Raw genomic sequence first — 19,605 nt, forward strand, 5'->3', positions numbered from 1 at the left:
ACAGATGAACAAAATTGATATCTCAGCACATAAGATTATCCTTTTTGATGGCGTCTGTAATTTATGCAATGGCGCAATTACATTTGTCATACAAAGAGACAAAGCTGATCTGTTTCGTTATGCACCGCTTCAAAGCGATATTGGAAAAGAGCTCGCTCTCAAACATGAGATTGACCAAGATAATGTAGACTCCATTATTTTAATAGCAAATGGAAGTGCTTTTACAAAAAGTACAGCTGCCTTGAAAATTGCAAAGCATCTAAAAGGTGGTTGGCCTTTACTTAGCATATTTTTAATTATTCCAAAATTTATTAGAGATGGGGTGTATGACTTTATCGCGCGCAATCGCTATAGGTGGTTCGGCAAAATGAATGCCTGTATGATCCCTACGCCTGAATTGAAGTCTAAATTTTTGGATTATGACAATCCCTAAAGGCTAGTTCCCTCATTGAGGTGCGTTGTTCCCTCATTTGTTATTTGACTCGATTTTAATTGACGCTATATTTCGTCAACTTAAAATTTATGTTATGATAAAAACGCTACACCTTCTACTACTATTTTCACTGTATAGCCTGGCTGCTACTACAACCTCTTTTGCTTTCGCGAAAGCGAACTATCCCTACCCTCCTAAAACTACGGCCTCTTCTATTTCAAAAGTAACTGTATTTCTACGAGGTGCTCAAATTGAAAGGAAGGCGACCTTAAAGGTTCAACCTGGTACAAACAGTATTGTTTTAGATAATTTATCTAGTGATATTGACGAGAATAGTATTCAAGTATCTGGACTAGGTAGTTCCTCTATATTATCTATTAATTTTGGAATAAACTACCTTACAGAGCACTTAAACCTTAACAAAATAGACAGTCTACAAACTGCTATGCAAAGTCTTCAAACGCAAGTTTTAAAACTAGAAAATGTACAATCTGGTTTGAGAAAGGAGGAGGAAGTACTTAGTACAAACCAAAAACTTGGGTCTGACAAGACGGCTACAGATCTCACTAATATAAAAACACTTTCTAATTACTATAGAAATAGAATCACAGAAATTAGAAATGAGTTATTAGACATAGAACTGAAAAAGCAGTTGCTTCAAAGAAATGTTGCTAATATCAAAAAACAATTCCAAGAGTTTAATGTTACTGAAGAAAAGAGCAAAGGACAAATTACATTAAAGCTTAGTAGTAAAACAGCACAAACGCTGGATTTGCACATTAAATATCAGGTGAATGAAGCTGGTTGGTACCCAGAATATGATTTAAGAACTAAAAGTACTGATTTGCCACTTGAATTATCTTATAAAGCCTACGTATACCAACAAACTGGTATACAATGGGAAGACGTAAATTTAGTGCTATCTACAGGTGATCCCAATACAAATAATCTTAAACCTGTTTTAGATACAAAGTATCTTAAGTTTGTAAATCATTATTATAAGAATGTTCATAAACCTACCAAAGCTTACAATTATAAATACAATCCTAACATTACATCCATCTCTGGTATTGTGACTGAAAATGGACAACCTTTACCGGGAGCTAATGTTATGGTTGTAGGAACATCTAACGGTACGCAAACGGATTTTGATGGTAAATATAGTTTACGTGTAGAACGGGGAGAACAACTAGCTTTCTCTTTTGTAGGTTTTGCCACTAAACAAATACCAATTCATGCAAGTGTTATTAATACAAACCTTGAAATTGATAGTTCATTAGAAGAAGTCATAGTAACTGCTCAAGGAATTAAAAGAGAAAAAAAAGCTTTGGGATATGCGGTAAGTACTATCAAATCGGAATCCTTATCAAATCAGTTAATTAGAGGAACTTCAAGTATAAATAAAGAAACTGCCACTGGAGATATAAAAACAGAAGGGATCACTAACACAACATTTGAAATTAAAGAGAAATATACAATTGAAAGTGATGGAGATGTGACAGTGATGGAAATAGATCACTTTACAGTACCTGCTACTTATGAATATTATTTGGCACCTATCATCAATGAAAATGTATTTCTTACGGCGACTATTAAAGATTGGGTAAGGTATAGCTTATTACCTGGTGATGCTAATATCTATTTTAATGGTAGCTTTTCTGGTAAAACATTTATTAATCCTTTAGAGACTACAGAAGAGCTTTCTGTTTCACTTGGTGTAGACCCTAATATTATTGTTAAGCGTAAACAATTAGATAATTTTAAATCTACGTCGTTTATAGGTTCGCAGCGTATGGTACATATGGCTTATTCGATAACGCTTAAGAATAATAAAAGCAAAGCGATTACACTTCTCATGGAAGATCGTATACCTATCTCCCAAAATAAAGAGATCAAGATCGATGAGATAGTTACAGGAGATGGAATATATAGCAAAGAAACAGGTATAATTAAATGGAACCTTACGGTTGCACCTTCTAATTCCATCATAAAAAATATTAGTTACGAGGTTAAATACAATAAGGATAAAAAAATAAATTTGTGATAAATAAATAGTCTTAATATGAAAATTGTCAATTCAATTAGTTCATTAAATTAGAGCACAAGAGCATAATTAAAATTAATTTTCCCAGTGATAACAGCCCCTAACGGGGCTTTTTTATTTTTGGCACGCTAGTTGAAAGAAGGTTAACAAGCGTAGACCGAAAGTCGGTAACGTACAAACCCTAATACTTTTAATTATGAAAAAGCTATTACTCGCAGTATTGTTCCTAGGTGGAATAACTGCACAAGCAAACACAGTGACGGATCTCGATCACAACACAAGAACAGGGATACGTTACAATCAACCACAAGCAATCACTTTTGTAGAGCGCGGTGTAGAATTTGTAGTTTTTGCAAACGGGCAATTTGATTTTGCTCTTGTAGGACCACGTTTTCAAAATCGTAATCAAGGAAGAAGAAATGTAGGTTTTAATGCTCCAGGTCACGCCTACGGAGTTTCGTACAGAAATAACTATAACCGTTTTATTCGTTATGATTATTACGGAGATATTTCTAAAGTAGGCCGCAATCATATTAGTTACAACCGTTTTGGAGAAGTAAATCAAATAGGTTCTGTAAGACTTAGATATAACAACGGTCTTCTTACCCGAGTGGGTGGTATGGAACTTATATATAATCGTAGAGGTAGACTCGTAGATTTAATCGGTTACGTACATAATAACCGAGGTCGTAATGCACACAGAAACTTCAAAAACAGAAGAGCTTATAATGACGGCTATATCTCAGATTGGGATTATAATAAAAGAGGAAAAAAATGGTACGGAAAAAATTCTCACAAGAAGAATAAGAAGTACAAAAAAAATAAAAGTCGTCGTTATGATGACTAATTGAAAAGCCTTGGTTGGTTTTTTATAAAAGCCCTGGTCTGTGCCCAACAAGACCGGGGTTTTTTGTCATTACGCTTTCGCGAAAGCGTTCAAAACCTTGTCCATCATTTTAGTTATATCTTCTGAAAGTTGAAGCTTATAAACGGTGACCGCATAAAGCAGTGATAGTATGGTACTTTTTACCGCAATGGATATGAGCGGATGGAAATTAAAATCCCAAAAGTAAAATAGTAAAAAAAGCAACCCAATAAGCAGTAAAGCACTCGCCGAAGCTTTAGTAAATGGTTGCATTTTAAATTTAAGCTGAACAACCAATAATTTAGCCGCAGAATAACCTACCGTAGCGATAAGCGTGGCAATTCCCGCACCATTCATTCCCATTAATGGAATTAGAAGTAAATTGAGAATAATAGCTACTATAACTGCCACAACTCCAATAACCAAAACAATTCTATAGTAATCACTGTAAAAAACTATGGCGTTGTTAACGCCTAGACTATTGTCAAATAACTTTGACGCACTTATTAAAATTACCACATACAAGCCGGTTGCATAGGCTGGGCCGAGCATGAGGTATAAGCTCTTGATATTACAAACAATTAAGAGTAACAATAAGCCAGAAATGATGAGTAATGTGAGACTGCTTTTTTTGTAAAGATTGCGCATAGCCACTTGCTCCTTATTGTTAAGCATACTGGCCACCATAGGATAGGTTATTTGGTGCATAGCCCTGGCAGGAACACCTATCACAGTAGCAATATATATGGCAACGGAATAGTAAGCAACTTTCTCAATCTCTATAAACTTCCCAATCATGAATTTATCGATATCAATAAGCAATGTGGCCACAGATCCGGCTATAATAATAAGCGCCGAATATTTGATAATTTTTACACGATCTTTCTTAAAATGTGAAATATGAGAGCGCTTTCGCGAAACGATAGCAGCAGGCATACGTAACCTCAGTGCATATAGAGCCATCACCAGTGTACGTAAAACATAAATTCCAACCAATAAAATGATGAATATATCTACCGTAATGCTGGAAAAAGCAAGTAAAATTAATAACACCGTGACGCCTAATCGATGAAACACTTCTTTCAAAAAATTACCAAACGTGCTTTTGAGTTGGACTTTTGACCAGGCATAAAAAACCTCAAAGTAGGCTGTTGCAACAGCAATACTGAATATATACCACACATAATTACCTACAATTTCATTTTTCGTTGATAGAAACGAAGCAATCTGATCAAGCAGGAACAGGGTTATAAAAGTCGCAGGTACTATTATAACTAGCGGTAATAGTAACATATACCACAAAAACTGATCTTGATCTGCATTTTTAAAAGAGGAATAAAATTTTACTAAGGTATTATGCACGCCAAATGCCAGAAATGGAACAAGGATAAAGGCGGTAGATAAAATAAAACTTACAAGTCCATAATAGGTATCCTCCATGAAGTTTACAAAGAGAAACAGTGTATTAATCGCACCTAACGCAAACCCAGTATAGGTTGTCATTAAATTTTGGAAAGACTGTTTTATAACGATACCCACTTAAAAAATTATGTTTTGAAAATAGTTAATCAAAATAGTTGCTATTGAGTTAACAATTGCGCAAGCGCTTTAGTAATCTCACGCCGATGGTACTTTTCAATACCACGACCATTATAGGTCTCATTACCTTGAAGCCAATTTGTATAAAGTTCTAAAATCTCAATCTTGAGCTTTTGAAAACCATCATAATCTACAAAAATACCTGCTTCAGTGGTTTTTAAAATATGCTCTATATCTGCGCCTCTTGGACCTATGGCAATAATAGGACGCTGGGCAGCAAGGTATTCAAATATTTTTCCGGCAATAATTCCCTTCGTATGCTCTTCGTTGATTTCAATAAGTACTAAAGCACTGGCATGTACTTGATATTGCTGAGCTTTTTGGTGGGAAACGTATCCCTTCAAATCTAAAATAGATTCCAGTCCAGCTTCTTGAATACTCACTATAATTTCTGAGCTTACTTTACCTACTAATTGGAGAGATACATTCTTTTTGAAATCAGCATTTTCATCGCACAACGCTCCTAAAACTTTCCATAAAACTTGCGGGTTTCTATCAGATAACAAAGACCCTATGTGCGCGAGGGTAAATTTTGAATTTTTCTTATGGTTGGCCGGTGGTCTATCGTCATAACCGTTTGTTAGTACTGTGATGGGTTTTGAGGTGAGATGACCAAACTCTTTTTGAGTACCTGGACTAGTCACAATTACATGATCGGCTATATTCAAAACTTCGCTTTCTAGACGTTTATGAGTCGCTTTTGTTTTGGTGGTCATCTTTAGCTTATCATGATAACCTATCGTAGTCCAAGGATCCCTAAAATCTGCATACCACTTTAATGTCGGTTGCCAATCCTTTAATCCTTTGCCTATCAAATGAAGGCTGTGTGGTGGTCCAGTAGTTATGATCGCCTCAATTTGATGCTCGGCGATGTATTTTTTTAAAAATGTAATTGAAGGTTGTACCCAACCTACTCTAGCATCTGGAATAAAAAAATTCCCTCGTACAAAGAGCATTAGTTTTTCTAAAAGTGATTGTTTTTTCTGCTTAGGTACTATGCCTGATGAAATAGTTTTGGTACGCTTTCGCGAAAGCGTACTCGCCCATCCATAAGGTTCCTTAATGGGTCGCTTGACGACTGTTACTTCCGCAGGTATTTCTGTAATAAGACTCTGATCTACGATTGGATAACTGGGATTCTCTGGAACATAAACTATAGGCTCATACCCGAATTCTGGGAGATACTTTACAAATTTTAACCAACGCTGTACGCCTGGTCCACCAGCAGGCGGCCAATAATAAGCGATAATTAAAACCTTTTTATCTCTCACAGAGTTTGTTCTTCTGCCTTGCTACTTTTAAAGGTATAAAAAACACCCCCGACAATTAATAGCAATAATAGAATACTGCTTCCTAACATAATACTACCTCCCGTTTGCACAACTTGTGGCTCAAAAGACATCACGATCTCGTGAGTACCTGCAGGCACTTTAAGACCACGCAAAGCATAATTCACAGAATAGATCTCGCTCTCCACTCCGTCAATTGTCGCTATCCAACCGTTTTCGTAATAATTTTCTGCAAAAACTATAAAGCCGTCTTTGCTGTTTTCTACTTGATACACAATTTTATTGGGTTGTACGTCTTGTACTTGTACAACAGCGGTACTGTCTCGCTGTGGTTGAAAATTACCCAACACATCTCGATAGGTTTCTCTAAGGAGTACAGTGTTTTTAGTATCTACTTTTTCCAAAGCGGCAAATTCTGCCGTATAGTCTCGTACGTACTGTATTTCGTTTACAAACCAAGCTGGACCATTTGCGTCTGGATTTTCATTTAACGCCATTCCTTGCTCAGTTTCCTGTAATATGTATTTAACGTTATACATATTAAGTACTTCAATATTTCCTGGTGCGATTTGCTTGTAATACAAATCATCCATCCTACGTGGTTGCACTGCAGAGTAACCGTTAAGCGAATTGAAATAATACGACGTGTGTGAGTTTGAAAACCCTCTTGCAAGATCAATCACACGAAAATAGCTCTCATCTTCCATGATTTGCTTATCAATCTCGGTAGCTTGAAAGTTTTGTTGGTATTGTCTTTCGGTAATAAAATTATCTTCATTTACAGACCTACGGTCTACACCTACAAGATCGAATACAATTAAGGCTCCAATAGTAATAATGGTAAGGTTGTGAGAAAACTTTTCTTTTATACTTAGCCATAATACGACGCCTACCATCAAGACAAAGAGTAATGATCTTAAAACATCACTTTTTAAAATTGTAAGCCTGTCTTCTTTAATCGCATCTAATATTTCTGGTTGCTGTACAGCCATTTGAGCTTCGGCAGTAGATCTTAGATTAAATAAACTACCGCTGAAAAGGTAAAGTATCACGAGCAGTCCTGCCACAGTCCCAATTGCTATAAATAATTTTTTAGTTCTTTCAGAAGCTGCTAGGCGGTCATTAAAAAACCTATGTAACCCGATAATTGCGGCTATAGGTAATAGTAATTCCAGCAGTACTTGAATACTGGTAACGGCTCTAAATTTATTATAAAGTGGCACATATTCCACAAAGAAACGAGTGATACCATCGGCATTTTTTCCCCAACTTAAGATGAGAGAAAATAGCATTCCCGCGAGCAACCACCAACGTAAACGTCCATTTATAAGTAATAATCCAAGTAGTGCTAATACAAATACGGTAACTCCAAGGTAAGGTGGCGCCTCTACAAAAGGCTGCTCTCCCCAATATAATCTTGTACCCTGTGCGTAATAGTTTATTTCATTAGGTAAGACATTGAGTTCTTTTAACTTTTTCGCGAAAGCGGACTCCCTACCTAGATCGGCTGCGGTGCCTGTTCCCATGAATTTAGGTGCGATAAGATTAAGAGATTCTAACTTGCCATAACTCCATTGTGTGATATAATCATAATCTAATCCATCATCTGGAGCGTCCATTGCCAGCTCGTCCTTTAATAACTGCTCACCCCGTACACTCGTTTTTGCATATTCTGCGGTAGCAAGAATGGTAGATGCATTTGTGGCAACGCCTAAGATTACAGCGATTACGAGAAGGCCTACAGACTTAAAGAAATGTGGTAATTCTTTACGTTTAACAGCGTCTATGAGAAAAGCGATACCTATAATGATACAGAGCAAACCTAAATAATAGGTCATCTGATAATGATTTGCCTGAATTTCCAGACCCATCGCTATTGCGGTGAGTAAAAATCCCCACAAATACCTTTTTTGAAAGGTGAGTAAAATTCCAGATAAAACTAGCGGAAAATAACCAATAGCATGAACTTTAGAATTATGCCCTACCCCTATAATTATAATAAGATAGGTTGATAGTCCAAAAGCTAGTGCGCCTACAGTGGCTAGTTTCCATGGTACTCGCATCACGAGCATTAAAACATAAAAGGAAATAAAATAGAGAAAAAGATAATCTGCCGGACGTGGCAAAAATCGTATCGCACGATCTAATGAATCCATGAAATCGTAGGGGAAATAGGCTCCCATTTGATAGGTAGGCATCCCTCCAAAGGCACTATTAGTCCAGAAAGTCTCTTCACCTGTCGCTTCTCTAAAGTCACGATGCTGCTTTGCCATTCCTTCATACAGCTTGATATCATTTTGATAAATACGTTTACCAGAAAGTACAGGACTAAAGTAGAGCAAGGCAACTACAATAAAACCTAAAATTACTAAAAGGTGTGGTAGTACTTTTTTAAAATCTATCTTATTCATCTATGATATGATTTGGAATGTAATATTACAAACGTATTATTTGGCTAAAATTTCTTGTAGTTGCTCGAGCGTTACGGTCTCTTGCGAACCTTCTGCCATATTTTTTAATGTAAATGTTCCGGCATCCATTTCTTCCTTACCTGCTAAAATTAAGAACGGAATATTGCGACGATTTGCATAGGTCATTTGCTTTTTCATCTGTTTATTGCTGGTCACAGGATCGGGATATAATTCTGAAGAAATTCCGTTTTTGCGCAGTGAAGTGATGGCCTGCATAGCATACGCTGCTTCTTCGTTACCAAAGTTGACAAAAAAGGCTTTTACACCCTCTGTAGTTTCCTCTGGGAAGAGATTTAGTTCTTCTAAAACAAGGTAGATACGATCTAAGCCAAATGAAATACCAACGCCACTCATATCTTTAAGTCCAAAAATACCTGTTAAGTCTGCATAACGTCCGCCGCCACCTATGCTTCCCATCTTCACCCCTTCTGGAGCAGCAACTTCAAATATAGCTCCAGTGTAGTAATTAAGTCCGCGAGCTAGAGTTACATCTAGTTGTAATGTTGCTGTTTCTAAACCGAGGTTGGTAATCTCATTATTAATGAATAATAATTCTTCAATACCTTCTGTACCAGTTTCTGAAGATGCCAATAAATTTTTAAGGGTATCTAATTGATCTCCGAAGCTTCCCGATAAGGTAAATAAAGGACTTACCGTATCAATCGCCTCTTGGGTAATTCCCTTCTCGAGCATTTCTTTTGTAACGCCATCTGCTCCTATTTTATCTAGCTTATCCAAAGCAACTGTAAAATCAATAAGTTTATCACTAGCACCGATAACCTCTGCTATACCTGATAAAATTTTACGATTATTCATTTTAATAGTAACTCCGTCTAGCTTTAGCGCTGTGAAAACGGCATCATAGAGTTGTACAAACTCTACTTCTTGCCATAAAGATGCACTCCCTACCACATCGGCATCACATTGATAAAATTCTCTAAAACGACCTTTTTGTGGGCGATCTGCTCGCCAAACTGGCTGAATTTGAAATCTCTTAAACGGAAATACAATATCATTTTGATGCTGTACGACATAACGTGCGAAAGGTACAGTCAAGTCATAACGCAAGGCTTTTTCAGAAATTTGTGGTGTGAGCGCTGTGGAGTCTGCTTTCGCGAAAGCGTCATCTTTCACTTTACGCAAATAATCACCGCTGTTTAATATTTTAAAGATAAGCCTATCTCCTTCTTCACCATACTTTCCCATTAGGGTGTCACTATTCTCAAAGCTAGGCGTCTCGATGGGTTGAAAACCAAAAAGCTGAAAGTTACTGCGTATGGTATTCATTATATATGTGCGTTTTGCAACCTCTACTGGTGAAAAATCTCGAGTTCCTTTTGGGATACTTGGCTTTGTACTCATAAATATAACTGGTGAGTCAAAACTAACTCTACTGATATTATATCAATATGTCAATTATTGACTTTATTTTTTTGCTTTCGCGAAAGCGTGAAACTTCTAATTAAAATGTAGGCACACAAAAACAATTTGAAGTTTTCTAGAACCTATACGTGAACCTAATGATTCAGTAGCAAATATCTTAAAAAATGAAGCGACGAAAGAATTTCTCTTCAAGTTTGGTAACTTTTTGATCAGTTTGTAGTCTTATTGTAAATTGAGCCAACCATTTGCTGAGTAATTTTCTCGGCGAGTAGAATATAGAATGTATGTTTTCATTTTTTAGAGAGAATCTCCGTATTGCTTTTGACAGTATTAGAAGTCAGCTGCTGCGCACCATACTTACCGTTTTTATAATTGCTATTGGAATTACTGCCTTGGTTGGGATTCTAAGTCTTGTAAAAGCCTTAGAAAACACCATAAGCTCTGACTTTGCGAGCATGGGAAGTAATACATTTAATTTACAGCAGTACGAGTTTAGAGCGAGAAGATCTGATGAAAAACGTGTTATTAATCCTGTCATTGGGTATCGGCAAGTAAAGGAATTTACAGATCAGTACAACTACCCTACAGCACAGACGGCGGTTTCTTTTCAAGGAACCCGTACGGCAGAAGTAAAGTATGAGAGTGATAAAACAGATCCTGAAGTTTCTGTTCTTGGAGTTAATGAAAACTTTCTTACAAATTCTGGTTTAAAACTTGACAAAGGTCGAAACTTTACTTCTTTTGACATCAGTAATAATACACGCGTGTGTGTTTTAGGAAGTGATTTTTATAAGAACCTCTTTACAGAAGATAATCCTATTGGTAAGACCATAAGTATAAGAGGTACAAAGTTTAATGTAATTGGTATTCTGGAGGAAAAAGGTGCCACTTTTGGAAACAATCAGGATTTAAGAGTGTTGATTCCTATTCAAGTTGCCCGAACTTTATTTACACAGCCTAATATCAATTACAATGTAAGCGTGATGGTAGAAGATGCTGAATATCTTGATAGCGCCGAAGAGGAAGCTATCCTCACATTTAGGAATATTCGCGGCCTATCTCCAGTTGAGGCAAATAACTTTGGTATAGGTCGTAGTGATGATTTAATCAATCAAATTTCAGAAATTACAGGTGTTTTAAACGTAGCCGCTTGGGTGATAAGTATCATTACCATCTTTGGATCCTGTATTGCATTAATGAATATTATGCTAGTTTCTGTGACAGAGCGTACTCGGGAAATTGGCGTACGAAAAGCGTTGGGCGCAAAAAAGTCTACTATTGCAGCACAGTTTTTATATGAAGCAATCATTGTGGGTCAATTAGGTGGTATTCTAGGTATTGTGCTTGGTATTTCTGTAGGTGCACTGGTCTCTATGGTAGCAGAATTCAACTTCACAACTCCTTGGGGTGCTATTATAGCCGCTACGATTATCACTTTTATTATTGCTATATTTTCTGGTTTCTTTCCAGCAATCAAAGCGGCAAAATTAGATCCTGTGGAATCACTCAGATACGAGTAATTTAATTCATTTCGCTTAAAGAATTCTTAACCATAAGTGGTTACAATTTATAGTACAACGATTTAGATGACTGAATAAAACTTTATATTCGTGGGAACTAAAACACGAATATGCAGCCTATCTATATCTTATTACTTATTGCAGGTTATTTTGGCATCTTGATGCTTATCAGTTACCTTACTGGTAAAGGTGATTCAAACACAGACTTTTTTAAAGCAGGTAAGCAATCTCCTTGGTATCTAGTTGCTTTTGGAATGATAGGAGCCTCCTTATCTGGAGTGACTTTCATTTCCGTACCAGGTTGGATAGAAGAATCTAGCTTTAGCTACTTTCAAGTGGTACTTGGATATACCGTGGGTTATGCAGTTATAGGCTTAGTACTGTTACCTCTTTATTATAAATTAAACCTAACTTCAATTTATACGTATCTAGAAGGGCGCTTTGGTTCATATTCTTACAAAACAGGGGCCTCTTTCTTTTTGTTGAGCCGCATCATTGGGGCTAGTTTTAGATTATATCTTGTAGCAAATGTCTTACAACTTCTCGTTTTTGATGAAATGGGCGTTCCATTTGCGGTAACGGTTACCATAACTATTTTGTTAATTTGGCTATATACATTTAAGGCAGGTATAAAAACGATTGTTTGGACAGATACGCTGCAAACCCTTTTTATGCTTATCGCTGTTGGGGTGGCAATTTACTTTGTAAGTGATGAGATGGGACTTAATGCTGCAGCCGCTATTGATCTAATTTCTTCAAGTGAGATGAGTCAAATTTTCTTTTTTGACGACTGGAAAAGTGGTGATCACTTTGTAAAACAATTTTTATCTGGTGCTTTTATTTCGATAGTAATGACAGGTCTTGATCAAGATATGATGCAAAAAAACTTGACCTGCCGAAATTTAGGAGATGCGCAGAAAAATATGTTTTGGTTCACCATCGTATTGACCATTGTTAATCTTGTGTTTCTAGGTTTGGGATTACTCCTCACGGTCTATGCATCTCAAAATGGTATTGATGCACAAAGAGACGAGCTGTTCCCTACTATAGCTGTAAATGGCGGTTTAGGTATTGGACTAGCCATCGTATTTTTACTAGGTCTTATAGCCGCAGCTTACTCTAGTGCCGATAGTGCGCTTACTTCCCTTACGACTTCCTTCAGTATTGACATTTTAGAGATTGAAAAAAAGTACGATGCTGTGAAACAAGTAGTCGTTCGAAAGCGCATTCATATCATCATGTCTATAGTATTAGTACTAGTAATCATCATATTCAAATACGTCATTGCCGATGCTACCGTCATTGCAAAACTTTTTACGTTTGCCGGATATACCTACGGTCCGTTGTTAGGTTTATACAGTTTTGGGCTATTTACAAACTGGCAAGTAAAGGACAAACTCGTTCCTGTAATTGCTATTGCATCACCTATACTCGCTTACGTTATCAGTGTATGGTCTGCAACGGTGGGGTTTGAATTCGGTTTCTTTATTTTGATTTTAAATGGTGCACTCACCTTCTTAGGACTCTTACTAATAAAAAGGTAATGGATAGGAGTTATTACGCTTTCGCGAAAGCGTGATGTCAATGTTTAAAATTTCCCAAAGACAATATCCTCTTAAATAAAAAAGCCAGCGTGAGCTGGCTTTTATTCTGTATAGTATCAAAACATTGTTACATATTACGTCGGTACTGCCCTCCTACTTCAAAGAGTGCATTTGTGATCTGTCCTAGTGAACAATACTTCGTCGCTTCCATTAAATGCTCAAAGATATTCTCGTTTTGAATTGCAGCATTTTGAATATTCTTGATTGACTGATCTATCTTTTCTGCTTGTGCTTCGTGGAGGTTTTCTAGCATCTCAATTTGATATTGCTTTTCTTCTTCCGTTGCACGAATAACTTCTGCAGGTCTAACGGTTGGACTTCCTTTACTGCTCAAGAACGTATTTACACCAATAATCGGGAAATCACCATTATGTTTGAGTGTTTCATAATACAAGCTTTCCTCCTGTATTTTTGAACGTTGATACATGGTTTCCATGGCACCTAATACACCACCACGCTCTGTTATTCTATCAAATTCTAATAGAACTGCTTCTTCAACTAAATCTGTAAGCTCTTCGATAATAAATGAACCTTGTAATGGATTCTCATTCTTCGTAAGACCTAATTCCTTATTGATAATAAGTTGTATAGCCATGGCTCTACGTACACTATCTTCTGTAGGTGTTGTAATGGCCTCATCGTAGGCATTTGTATGTAACGAATTACAGTTATCGTAAATGGCATATAGTGCTTGTAAAGTAGTACGTATGTCGTTAAAATCAATTTCCTGTGCATGCAAACTACGTCCTGACGTCTGTATGTGATACTTCAACATTTGCGCTCTCGGATTTGCTTTATACTTTTCCTTCAAAGCTTTTGCCCAAATTTTACGAGCCACACGACCTATCACCGCATATTCTGGATCGATACCGTTTGAGAAAAAGAACGATAAGTTAGGACCAAATTTATTGATATCCATCCCACGGCTTAGGTAGTACTCCACATAGGTAAATCCGTTTGAAAGCGTAAGTGCTAATTGTGTGATTGGATTTGCGCCTGCCTCTGCAATATGGTATCCAGAAATAGAAACTGAATAAAAATTACGCACCTTTTGTGTGATAAAATACTCCTGTACATCTCCCATTAAACGCAGTGCAAATTCTGTTGAGAAAATACAGGTATTTTGTGCTTGATCCTCTTTAAGAATATCGGCTTGAACGGTACCTCGCACTTGCGTAAGTGTTTCTACTTTAATTCTATTATAGACATCTGCTGGTAATACTTGATCTCCAGTAACACCAAGAAGCATTAATCCAAGGCCATCGTTCCCTTCTGGTAAATCACCTTGGTATGCTGGGCGTGTCTTCCCTTTATAAATTTCTTTGATTTTATTTTCAACCTCTGTCTCTAGTTCATTTTCTTTGATGTACTTCTCACAATTTTGGTCAATTGCAGCATTCATAAAGAAACCTAATAACATAGGAGCTGGTCCGTTTATGGTCATACTAACCGAAGTCATCGCATGGCTCAAATCAAAGCCAGAATATAACTTCTTAGCATCGTCCAAACAGCAAATACTTACCCCAGCGTTTCCAATTTTACCATAAATATCTGGTCTTCTTCCTGGATCATTACCATATAAAGTAACACTATCAAAAGCAGTACTTAATCGTTTTGCTGGCAATCCAAGACTCACATAGTGAAAACGTTTATTTGTACGCTCTGGTCCTCCCTCTCCGGCAAACATACGTGTAGGATCTTCTCCCGTTCGTTTAAAAGGATAAAGTCCTGCGGCATATGGGAACTCTCCCGGTACATTTTCTTGTAAACACCAAATTAGAATATCTCCCCAAGCTTCATATTTAGGTAATGCAACTTTTGGAATTTGAAGGTGAGATAGCGATTCGCTATGTGTAGGAATTTTAATCTCTTTATCACGTACTTTAAATGTGTAAATAGGCTCTTTATATGTATTTACTTTTTCTTCCCAGCCGATAATTATTTCCCAGTTATAAGGATCTAAATCCATTTTTACTTTATCAAACTGGCTCACTAATAGTTTGATCAATTCTTGATCGCCGTCCTGTAAATTATCTTGAGATATATCAGAAAGATCTAGCCCTGCTTTGTCAAGCTTTGGAGCATGTTTGGTAATAGAAGTGATGGTTTTGTAAATTCCGTAAAGGGTTTGCGCTGTTTGTTGTTGCGCTTTCGCGAAAGCGTCATACCCCCTATTATTTTCTGCAATTTCACTTAGGTATCTTGTACGTGCTGGAGGAATGACGAAAATTTTCTCACTCATTTCCTCGCTGATTTCAAATGTACTATTTAGATCTGCCGTTGTAGCGTCATTCACTTTCTCCATAATACGCTTATACAACGTATTCATTCCAGGGTCATTGAATTGACTAGCGATAGTTCCAAATACTGGTAACTCATCTTGGGGTGTATCCCAAAGATTGTTGTTACGCATATATTGTTTCTTCACATCTCTTAAGGCATCCAGTGAACCTCGCTTATCAAATTTGTTAATCGCAACTAGATCTGCAAAATCAAGCATATCGATTTTCTCCAGCTGTGTAGCTGCACCAAATTCTGGCGTCATAACGTATAATGACACATCACTATGCTCTAAAATCTCTGTATCAGATTGCCCTATACCTGAAGTTTCTAATATAATCAAGTCAAATTCTGCTGCTTTCAAAACTTCTATGGCTTCGCCTACGTATTTTGATAAGGCAAGATTGCTCTGTCTGGTAGCCAGCGAACGCATATAGACACGCTCATTATTGATAGCATTCATACGAATACGATCGCCAAGTAAGGCTCCGCCCGTTTTACGTTTTGAAGGATCTACAGATATTAATCCTATGGTTTTCTTTGGAAAATCAACTAAGAAACGACGTACTAATTCATCTACTAAGGAAGACTTACCGGCTCCTCCTGTTCCTGTAATTCCAAGTACTGGTGTGAGCGATTTCTCGTTAAGTGTATGAATTTCATCTAGGGTGTTTTTGGCTACTTCGGGAAAGTTTTCGGCAGCAGAAATTACTCTAGCGATTTGCGTAGGTACTTTTTCGCGCAAGCGGGATGCATCAACATCTAATTTATCTCCTATAGCATAATCAGATTGTTGAACCAGATCATTGATCATACCCTGTAATCCCATAGAACGACCGTCATCTGGAGAGTAGATGCGCGTGATTCCATAGTCCATTAATTCTTGGATTTCTTCTGGAAGAATCACACCTCCTCCTCCTCCGAAGATTTTAATATGACCTGCATCTCTCTCTTGTAACAAGTCATACATATATTTAAAATATTCGTTATGCCCTCCTTGGTATGAGGTCATCGCAATTGCATTTGCATCCTCTTGTATTGCGGTATTTACCACCTCTTCTACAGAGCGGTCGTGACCTAGGTGTATCACCTCTACACCAGTGCTTTGAATAATGCGGCGCATGATATTTATGGCAGCATCATGGCCATCAAAAAGAGAAGCGGCTGTAACGATACGTACTTTATGTTTTGGGGTATAAGGAGTGGCTTGTTCCATCTGTAATTATTCGTGATTTTATTGTCCGTAAATTTACGTAATAATCAGTAAAAAAGGTGTGTCATTTAGGATTAGACAAATTTTAAAACTTCTAACAGTACTTCCTTATAATATTCTCAATTTAGATGTCCTATATGTACCAATTAAGATTACTTAATTGAGTATATTTCAAAATGATCTAATAAAATTTATGCTTTTTTTCACGCTTTCGCGAAAATGTTATGAGTATTAATCCCCTATATTTATAAAATCTAATCATCTCTATTATGAAAAAATTTATTGCAGTATTCGCTTTAGTCATGTTGTCTTCTTGTGCAGAACTACAACAAGTAGTTAATAGTTTACCTACAGAAGGTGGTATAGATAACGCAACTATAGGTAACGGGTTAAAGCAAGCCCTGGATTTTGGGATAGATAAACAAGTAACTAAACTGACTGCAACAGATGGTTTTTATAAAAATGAGCTGGTAAAGATTGCATTGCCGGCTGAATTACAAAAAGTTGATAGTGCTTTAAGAAAAATAGGTTTAAGTAGTCTGGCAGATGAAGGTATAAAAGCACTTAATCGTGCAGCTGAAGATGCGGTGAGCGAAGCCACACCTATCTTTGTGAATGCTGTAAAAGAACTAACAATAACCGACGTGCGGAATATTCTTTTTGGGAATGACAATGCTGCAACTGTTTATCTGGAAGGTAAAACGCAAACAGCGCTCTATGATAAATTTAATCCTGTTATTAAAAATTCTTTTTCAAAAGTAGGTGCAGACGAAATCTGGACTAATCTAATCAATAGATATAATTCCATTCCATTAACTAACAATGTGAATCCTGACCTAACGGATTATGTAACACAACAAGCCTTGGACGGTGTATATACAATGATTGCGGTAGAAGAAAAACAAATACGCACAAACATTGCTAGCCGTACAACAAATCTTTTAAGAAACGTTTTTTCACTTCAAGATTAAGTATTTATTTAAGCCTACTTAATTGTCTGATTTTTATCGTATTAAATGTTGATCGTTTCATTTTTTTTTATACTTTAGAAGACACTTAACTAACTAATTATTAAACGATTATGTCAAGTATATCAAAACATCAGCGAATAAGAAACTATATGGAGCGAAAACACCGTAAACTGGTAGAAGAAGCCTATAATTTGCAATATACAGATCATGAGCGTAGCGATGTACTTACATTTGAAGCGCTACAATTAGATCAAAAATTAAAGTTCTTGCACTTATAATTTAGATATAAGCTTTTCAAAATAGCCATAGGTAAAAAGTAATCTACTACCATACCAAGAAAAATATTCGCCATCAACTAGCAAAACCTTCCCAGTTGTGTTTTTTTGGAAAAAATCAAGCTGTTTGTAATTAAATGGAAAAGGCTCACTGGATAAAAAAACATAATCAAGATTTTTAATGTTTTCTAATTGAATAACTGGATATCTTCCATCATACTCTTTAAAAGCATTTTCCAAACCTATTTCCCTCAGCATATCATCAATAAACGTATCTGATCCTGCTACCATCATTGGATCTTTCCATATCAAGTAGCCTACTTTTTTATTCTTTTGAAGTAGATTAACCTTATTCTTGAAACTATTGCGACTTCTCTTAATCTCTATTACTAAATCGCTTGCAATTTTACTTACATTAAAAATCTCCCCATATTGTATAATGAGATTTAAAGATTGTGAGACTGTTCTCACATTAGAAACATGTACAATTGTAATTTCTTTTAACTCAAGAACCATTTGTTTCGTGTTCTCCTCTTTGTTACAAAGAATGATATCTGGCTCAAGGGCTATGATTTTATCATAATGAACCTGTTTAGTTCCACCTACGATAACTTTATCATTTCGTAAGTTTTTAGGATGCACACAAAATTTTGTAATACCCACTATTCTATCTGACAACCCTAAATCAACAAGTAATTCTGTTTGACTTGGAACTAAGGAGACAATACGTAGTGGTATTTTGTCTATTGAAAGTGAACGACCTAGTTGATCTATAATTTGCACCTTATGAATTTTCTATCAATATCTCATGCATCTCTTCTTGGATTTGCTGAGCAACATTTCTTGCTGCGACAGCAAAATCTTCTTCTTGTGAATTATAGATAATCCCTCTAGAAGAGTTAATTAATAATCCTATATCCTTCGTTAAACCGTATTTACAAACCTCACGCAAACTTCCGCCTTGTGCTCCAACTCCAGGAACGAGAAGAAAAGCTTCTGGGATAATTTTTCTTATATCTGTAAAATATTCAGCCTTTGTAGCACCAACCACATACATTAATTGCTCACTGTTAGCATACGATTTTGAAGTCTCAATAACATGTTTATAGAGCTCTCTTCCCTCTATATTTTTTGTTTGAAAATCAAATGCTCCTTTATTAGAAGTAAGTGCAAGTAATATAGTATGTTTATCTGTAAATTCAAGAAAAGGCTCTACAGAATCTTTGCCCATATAGGGTGCAATCGTGACAGAGTCAAAGTTTAAGTCTTCAAAAAAAGCTTTCGCATAGCGACTAGATGTATTTCCAATATCTCCACGTTTTGCATCTGCTATGGTAAACTGTTCTGGGTAGAACTCATTTATGTAATTAATGGTTTTTTCAAGTGCCTTCCACCCCATTAATCCATAGGCTTCATAAAACGCAATATTAGGTTTATAACCAACACATAAGTCGTGGGTGGCATCTATGATTGCTTTATTAAAAGAAAAGATGGGGTCTTCCTCTTGTAATAAGTGCTTTGGAATTTTATCAAGATCTGTATCTAACCCAACAATAAGAAAAGATTGTTTTTGCTTTATTTGATCTATTAAGAATGTTGTTTCCAAAGGCTATTTGATTTATGGGTTCTTAATTTCAGCTTATACACAATCTAAAAAC

14 protein-coding genes are annotated in these 19,605 nt (G+C 36.4%); 7 read left to right on the top strand and 7 right to left on the bottom strand.

Translation table 11 applies throughout. The features are described from left to right. The first annotated feature begins 4 nt into the window (after nucleotides 1–4). From OD90_RS04195 to OD90_RS04205, 3 genes are all read left to right on the top strand, one after another. Nucleotides 5–433 carry a thiol-disulfide oxidoreductase DCC family protein gene (locus OD90_RS04195; protein WP_144667026.1) on the top strand — a complete coding sequence of 143 codons (429 nt, stop codon included), beginning with the start codon at nucleotides 5–7 and terminating at the stop codon, nucleotides 431–433. Nucleotides 434–527: 94 nt separating this feature from the next. Then, the gene (locus OD90_RS04200; RefSeq protein ID WP_144667029.1) at nucleotides 528–2,477 is read left to right on the top strand and encodes a DUF4139 domain-containing protein; all 1,950 of its coding nucleotides are present in this window, start codon (nucleotides 528–530) and stop codon (nucleotides 2,475–2,477) included. 196 nt (nucleotides 2,478–2,673) lie between these two features. Continuing rightward, nucleotides 2,674–3,324 (top strand): hypothetical protein, encoded by a 651-nt coding sequence (locus tag OD90_RS04205; RefSeq protein ID WP_144667032.1) that lies wholly within the window; start codon nucleotides 2,674–2,676, stop codon nucleotides 3,322–3,324. Nucleotides 3,325–3,393: 69 nt separating this feature from the next. Here OD90_RS04205 and OD90_RS04210 read toward each other — a convergent pair whose 3' ends face one another. The 4 genes from OD90_RS04210 to hisS form a co-directional block, all read right to left on the bottom strand. Next, nucleotides 3,394–4,845 (bottom strand): lipopolysaccharide biosynthesis protein, encoded by a 1,452-nt coding sequence (locus OD90_RS04210; protein WP_409994632.1) that lies wholly within the window; start codon nucleotides 4,843–4,845, stop codon nucleotides 3,394–3,396. A gap of 77 nt (nucleotides 4,846–4,922) precedes the next feature. Further along, nucleotides 4,923–6,212, bottom strand: coding sequence for a glycosyltransferase family 4 protein (locus tag OD90_RS04215; protein ID WP_144667037.1), 1,290 nt, complete (start codon nucleotides 6,210–6,212; stop codon nucleotides 4,923–4,925). Next, nucleotides 6,209–8,641: a YfhO family protein gene (locus OD90_RS04220; protein WP_144667039.1), complete on the bottom strand. Its 2,433-nt coding sequence runs from the start codon at nucleotides 8,639–8,641 to the stop codon at nucleotides 6,209–6,211. Before OD90_RS04220 ends, OD90_RS04215 begins: the two co-directional genes overlap by 4 nt. Before the next feature lie 36 nt (nucleotides 8,642–8,677). After that, nucleotides 8,678–10,063, bottom strand: coding sequence for a histidine--tRNA ligase (gene hisS, locus OD90_RS04225; protein ID WP_144667042.1), 1,386 nt, complete (start codon nucleotides 10,061–10,063; stop codon nucleotides 8,678–8,680). Nucleotides 10,064–10,368: 305 nt separating this feature from the next. On the opposite strand from hisS, the gene OD90_RS04230 reads away from it, so the two are divergent. Together OD90_RS04230 and OD90_RS04235 are read left to right on the top strand one after the other, a co-directional pair. Continuing rightward, nucleotides 10,369–11,604, top strand: a complete 1,236-nt coding sequence (locus OD90_RS04230; protein ID WP_144667045.1) for an ABC transporter permease — start codon at nucleotides 10,369–10,371, stop codon at nucleotides 11,602–11,604. Between the two features lie 110 nt (nucleotides 11,605–11,714). After that, entirely contained in the window at nucleotides 11,715–13,148 is a 1,434-nt protein-coding gene (locus OD90_RS04235) for a sodium:solute symporter (RefSeq protein ID WP_144667048.1), read from the top strand. Nucleotides 13,149–13,275: 127 nt separating this feature from the next. Here the strand turns inward: OD90_RS04235 and OD90_RS04240 are convergent, their stop codons facing one another. Continuing rightward, a complete protein-coding gene (locus OD90_RS04240) occupies nucleotides 13,276–16,704 on the bottom strand; it encodes a methylmalonyl-CoA mutase family protein (RefSeq protein WP_144667051.1) in 3,429 nt (1,142 codons plus the stop codon). A 266-nt stretch (nucleotides 16,705–16,970) separates the two neighbouring features. Between OD90_RS04240 and OD90_RS04245 the strand changes: the two genes are divergently transcribed. After that, the gene (locus tag OD90_RS04245; protein ID WP_144667055.1) at nucleotides 16,971–17,672 is read left to right on the top strand and encodes a DUF4197 domain-containing protein; all 702 of its coding nucleotides are present in this window, start codon (nucleotides 16,971–16,973) and stop codon (nucleotides 17,670–17,672) included. 110 nt (nucleotides 17,673–17,782) lie between these two features. Further along, a complete protein-coding gene (locus tag OD90_RS04250; RefSeq protein ID WP_144667057.1) occupies nucleotides 17,783–17,950 on the top strand; it encodes a Lacal_2735 family protein in 168 nt (55 codons plus the stop codon). Here the strand turns inward: OD90_RS04250 and OD90_RS04255 are convergent. Both OD90_RS04255 and pyrF read right to left on the bottom strand, forming a co-directional pair. Continuing rightward, nucleotides 17,945–18,730 carry an ABC transporter substrate-binding protein gene (locus OD90_RS04255; RefSeq protein ID WP_144667060.1) on the bottom strand — a complete coding sequence of 262 codons (786 nt, stop codon included), beginning with the start codon at nucleotides 18,728–18,730 and terminating at the stop codon, nucleotides 17,945–17,947. The two genes, OD90_RS04250 and OD90_RS04255, sit on opposite strands and share 6 nt — an antisense overlap. A gap of 1 nt (nucleotide 18,731) precedes the next feature. Then, a complete protein-coding gene (gene pyrF / locus OD90_RS04260) occupies nucleotides 18,732–19,553 on the bottom strand; it encodes an orotidine-5'-phosphate decarboxylase (protein WP_144667063.1) in 822 nt (273 codons plus the stop codon). Nucleotides 19,554–19,605: the final 52 nt, after the last annotated feature.

Source organism: Dokdonia sp. Hel_I_53 (genome assembly GCF_007827465.1).
Lineage (GTDB): Bacteria > Bacteroidota > Bacteroidia > Flavobacteriales > Flavobacteriaceae > Dokdonia.

What these genes read in the sequence shown, in the direction of transcription:
- OD90_RS04200 (WP_144667029.1), top strand. Translation starts at nt 528, where the DNA reads ATGATAAAAACGCTACACCTTCTACTACTATTTTCACTGTATAGCCTG.
- OD90_RS04250 (WP_144667057.1), top strand. Translation starts at nt 17,783, where the DNA reads ATGTCAAGTATATCAAAACATCAGCGAATAAGAAACTATATGGAGCGA.
- OD90_RS04195 (WP_144667026.1), top strand. Translation starts at nt 5, where the DNA reads ATGAACAAAATTGATATCTCAGCACATAAGATTATCCTTTTTGATGGC.
- OD90_RS04220 (WP_144667039.1), bottom strand. Translation starts at nt 8,641, where the DNA reads ATGAATAAGATAGATTTTAAAAAAGTACTACCACACCTTTTAGTAATT.
- OD90_RS04230 (WP_144667045.1), top strand. Translation starts at nt 10,369, where the DNA reads ATGTTTTCATTTTTTAGAGAGAATCTCCGTATTGCTTTTGACAGTATT.
- OD90_RS04235 (WP_144667048.1), top strand. Translation starts at nt 11,715, where the DNA reads ATGCAGCCTATCTATATCTTATTACTTATTGCAGGTTATTTTGGCATC.
- hisS (WP_144667042.1), bottom strand. Translation starts at nt 10,063, where the DNA reads ATGAGTACAAAGCCAAGTATCCCAAAAGGAACTCGAGATTTTTCACCA.
- OD90_RS04240 (WP_144667051.1), bottom strand. Translation starts at nt 16,704, where the DNA reads ATGGAACAAGCCACTCCTTATACCCCAAAACATAAAGTACGTATCGTT.
- OD90_RS04205 (WP_144667032.1), top strand. Translation starts at nt 2,674, where the DNA reads ATGAAAAAGCTATTACTCGCAGTATTGTTCCTAGGTGGAATAACTGCA.
- OD90_RS04210 (WP_409994632.1), bottom strand. Translation starts at nt 4,845, where the DNA reads ATGACAACCTATACTGGGTTTGCGTTAGGTGCGATTAATACACTGTTT.
- OD90_RS04245 (WP_144667055.1), top strand. Translation starts at nt 16,971, where the DNA reads ATGAAAAAATTTATTGCAGTATTCGCTTTAGTCATGTTGTCTTCTTGT.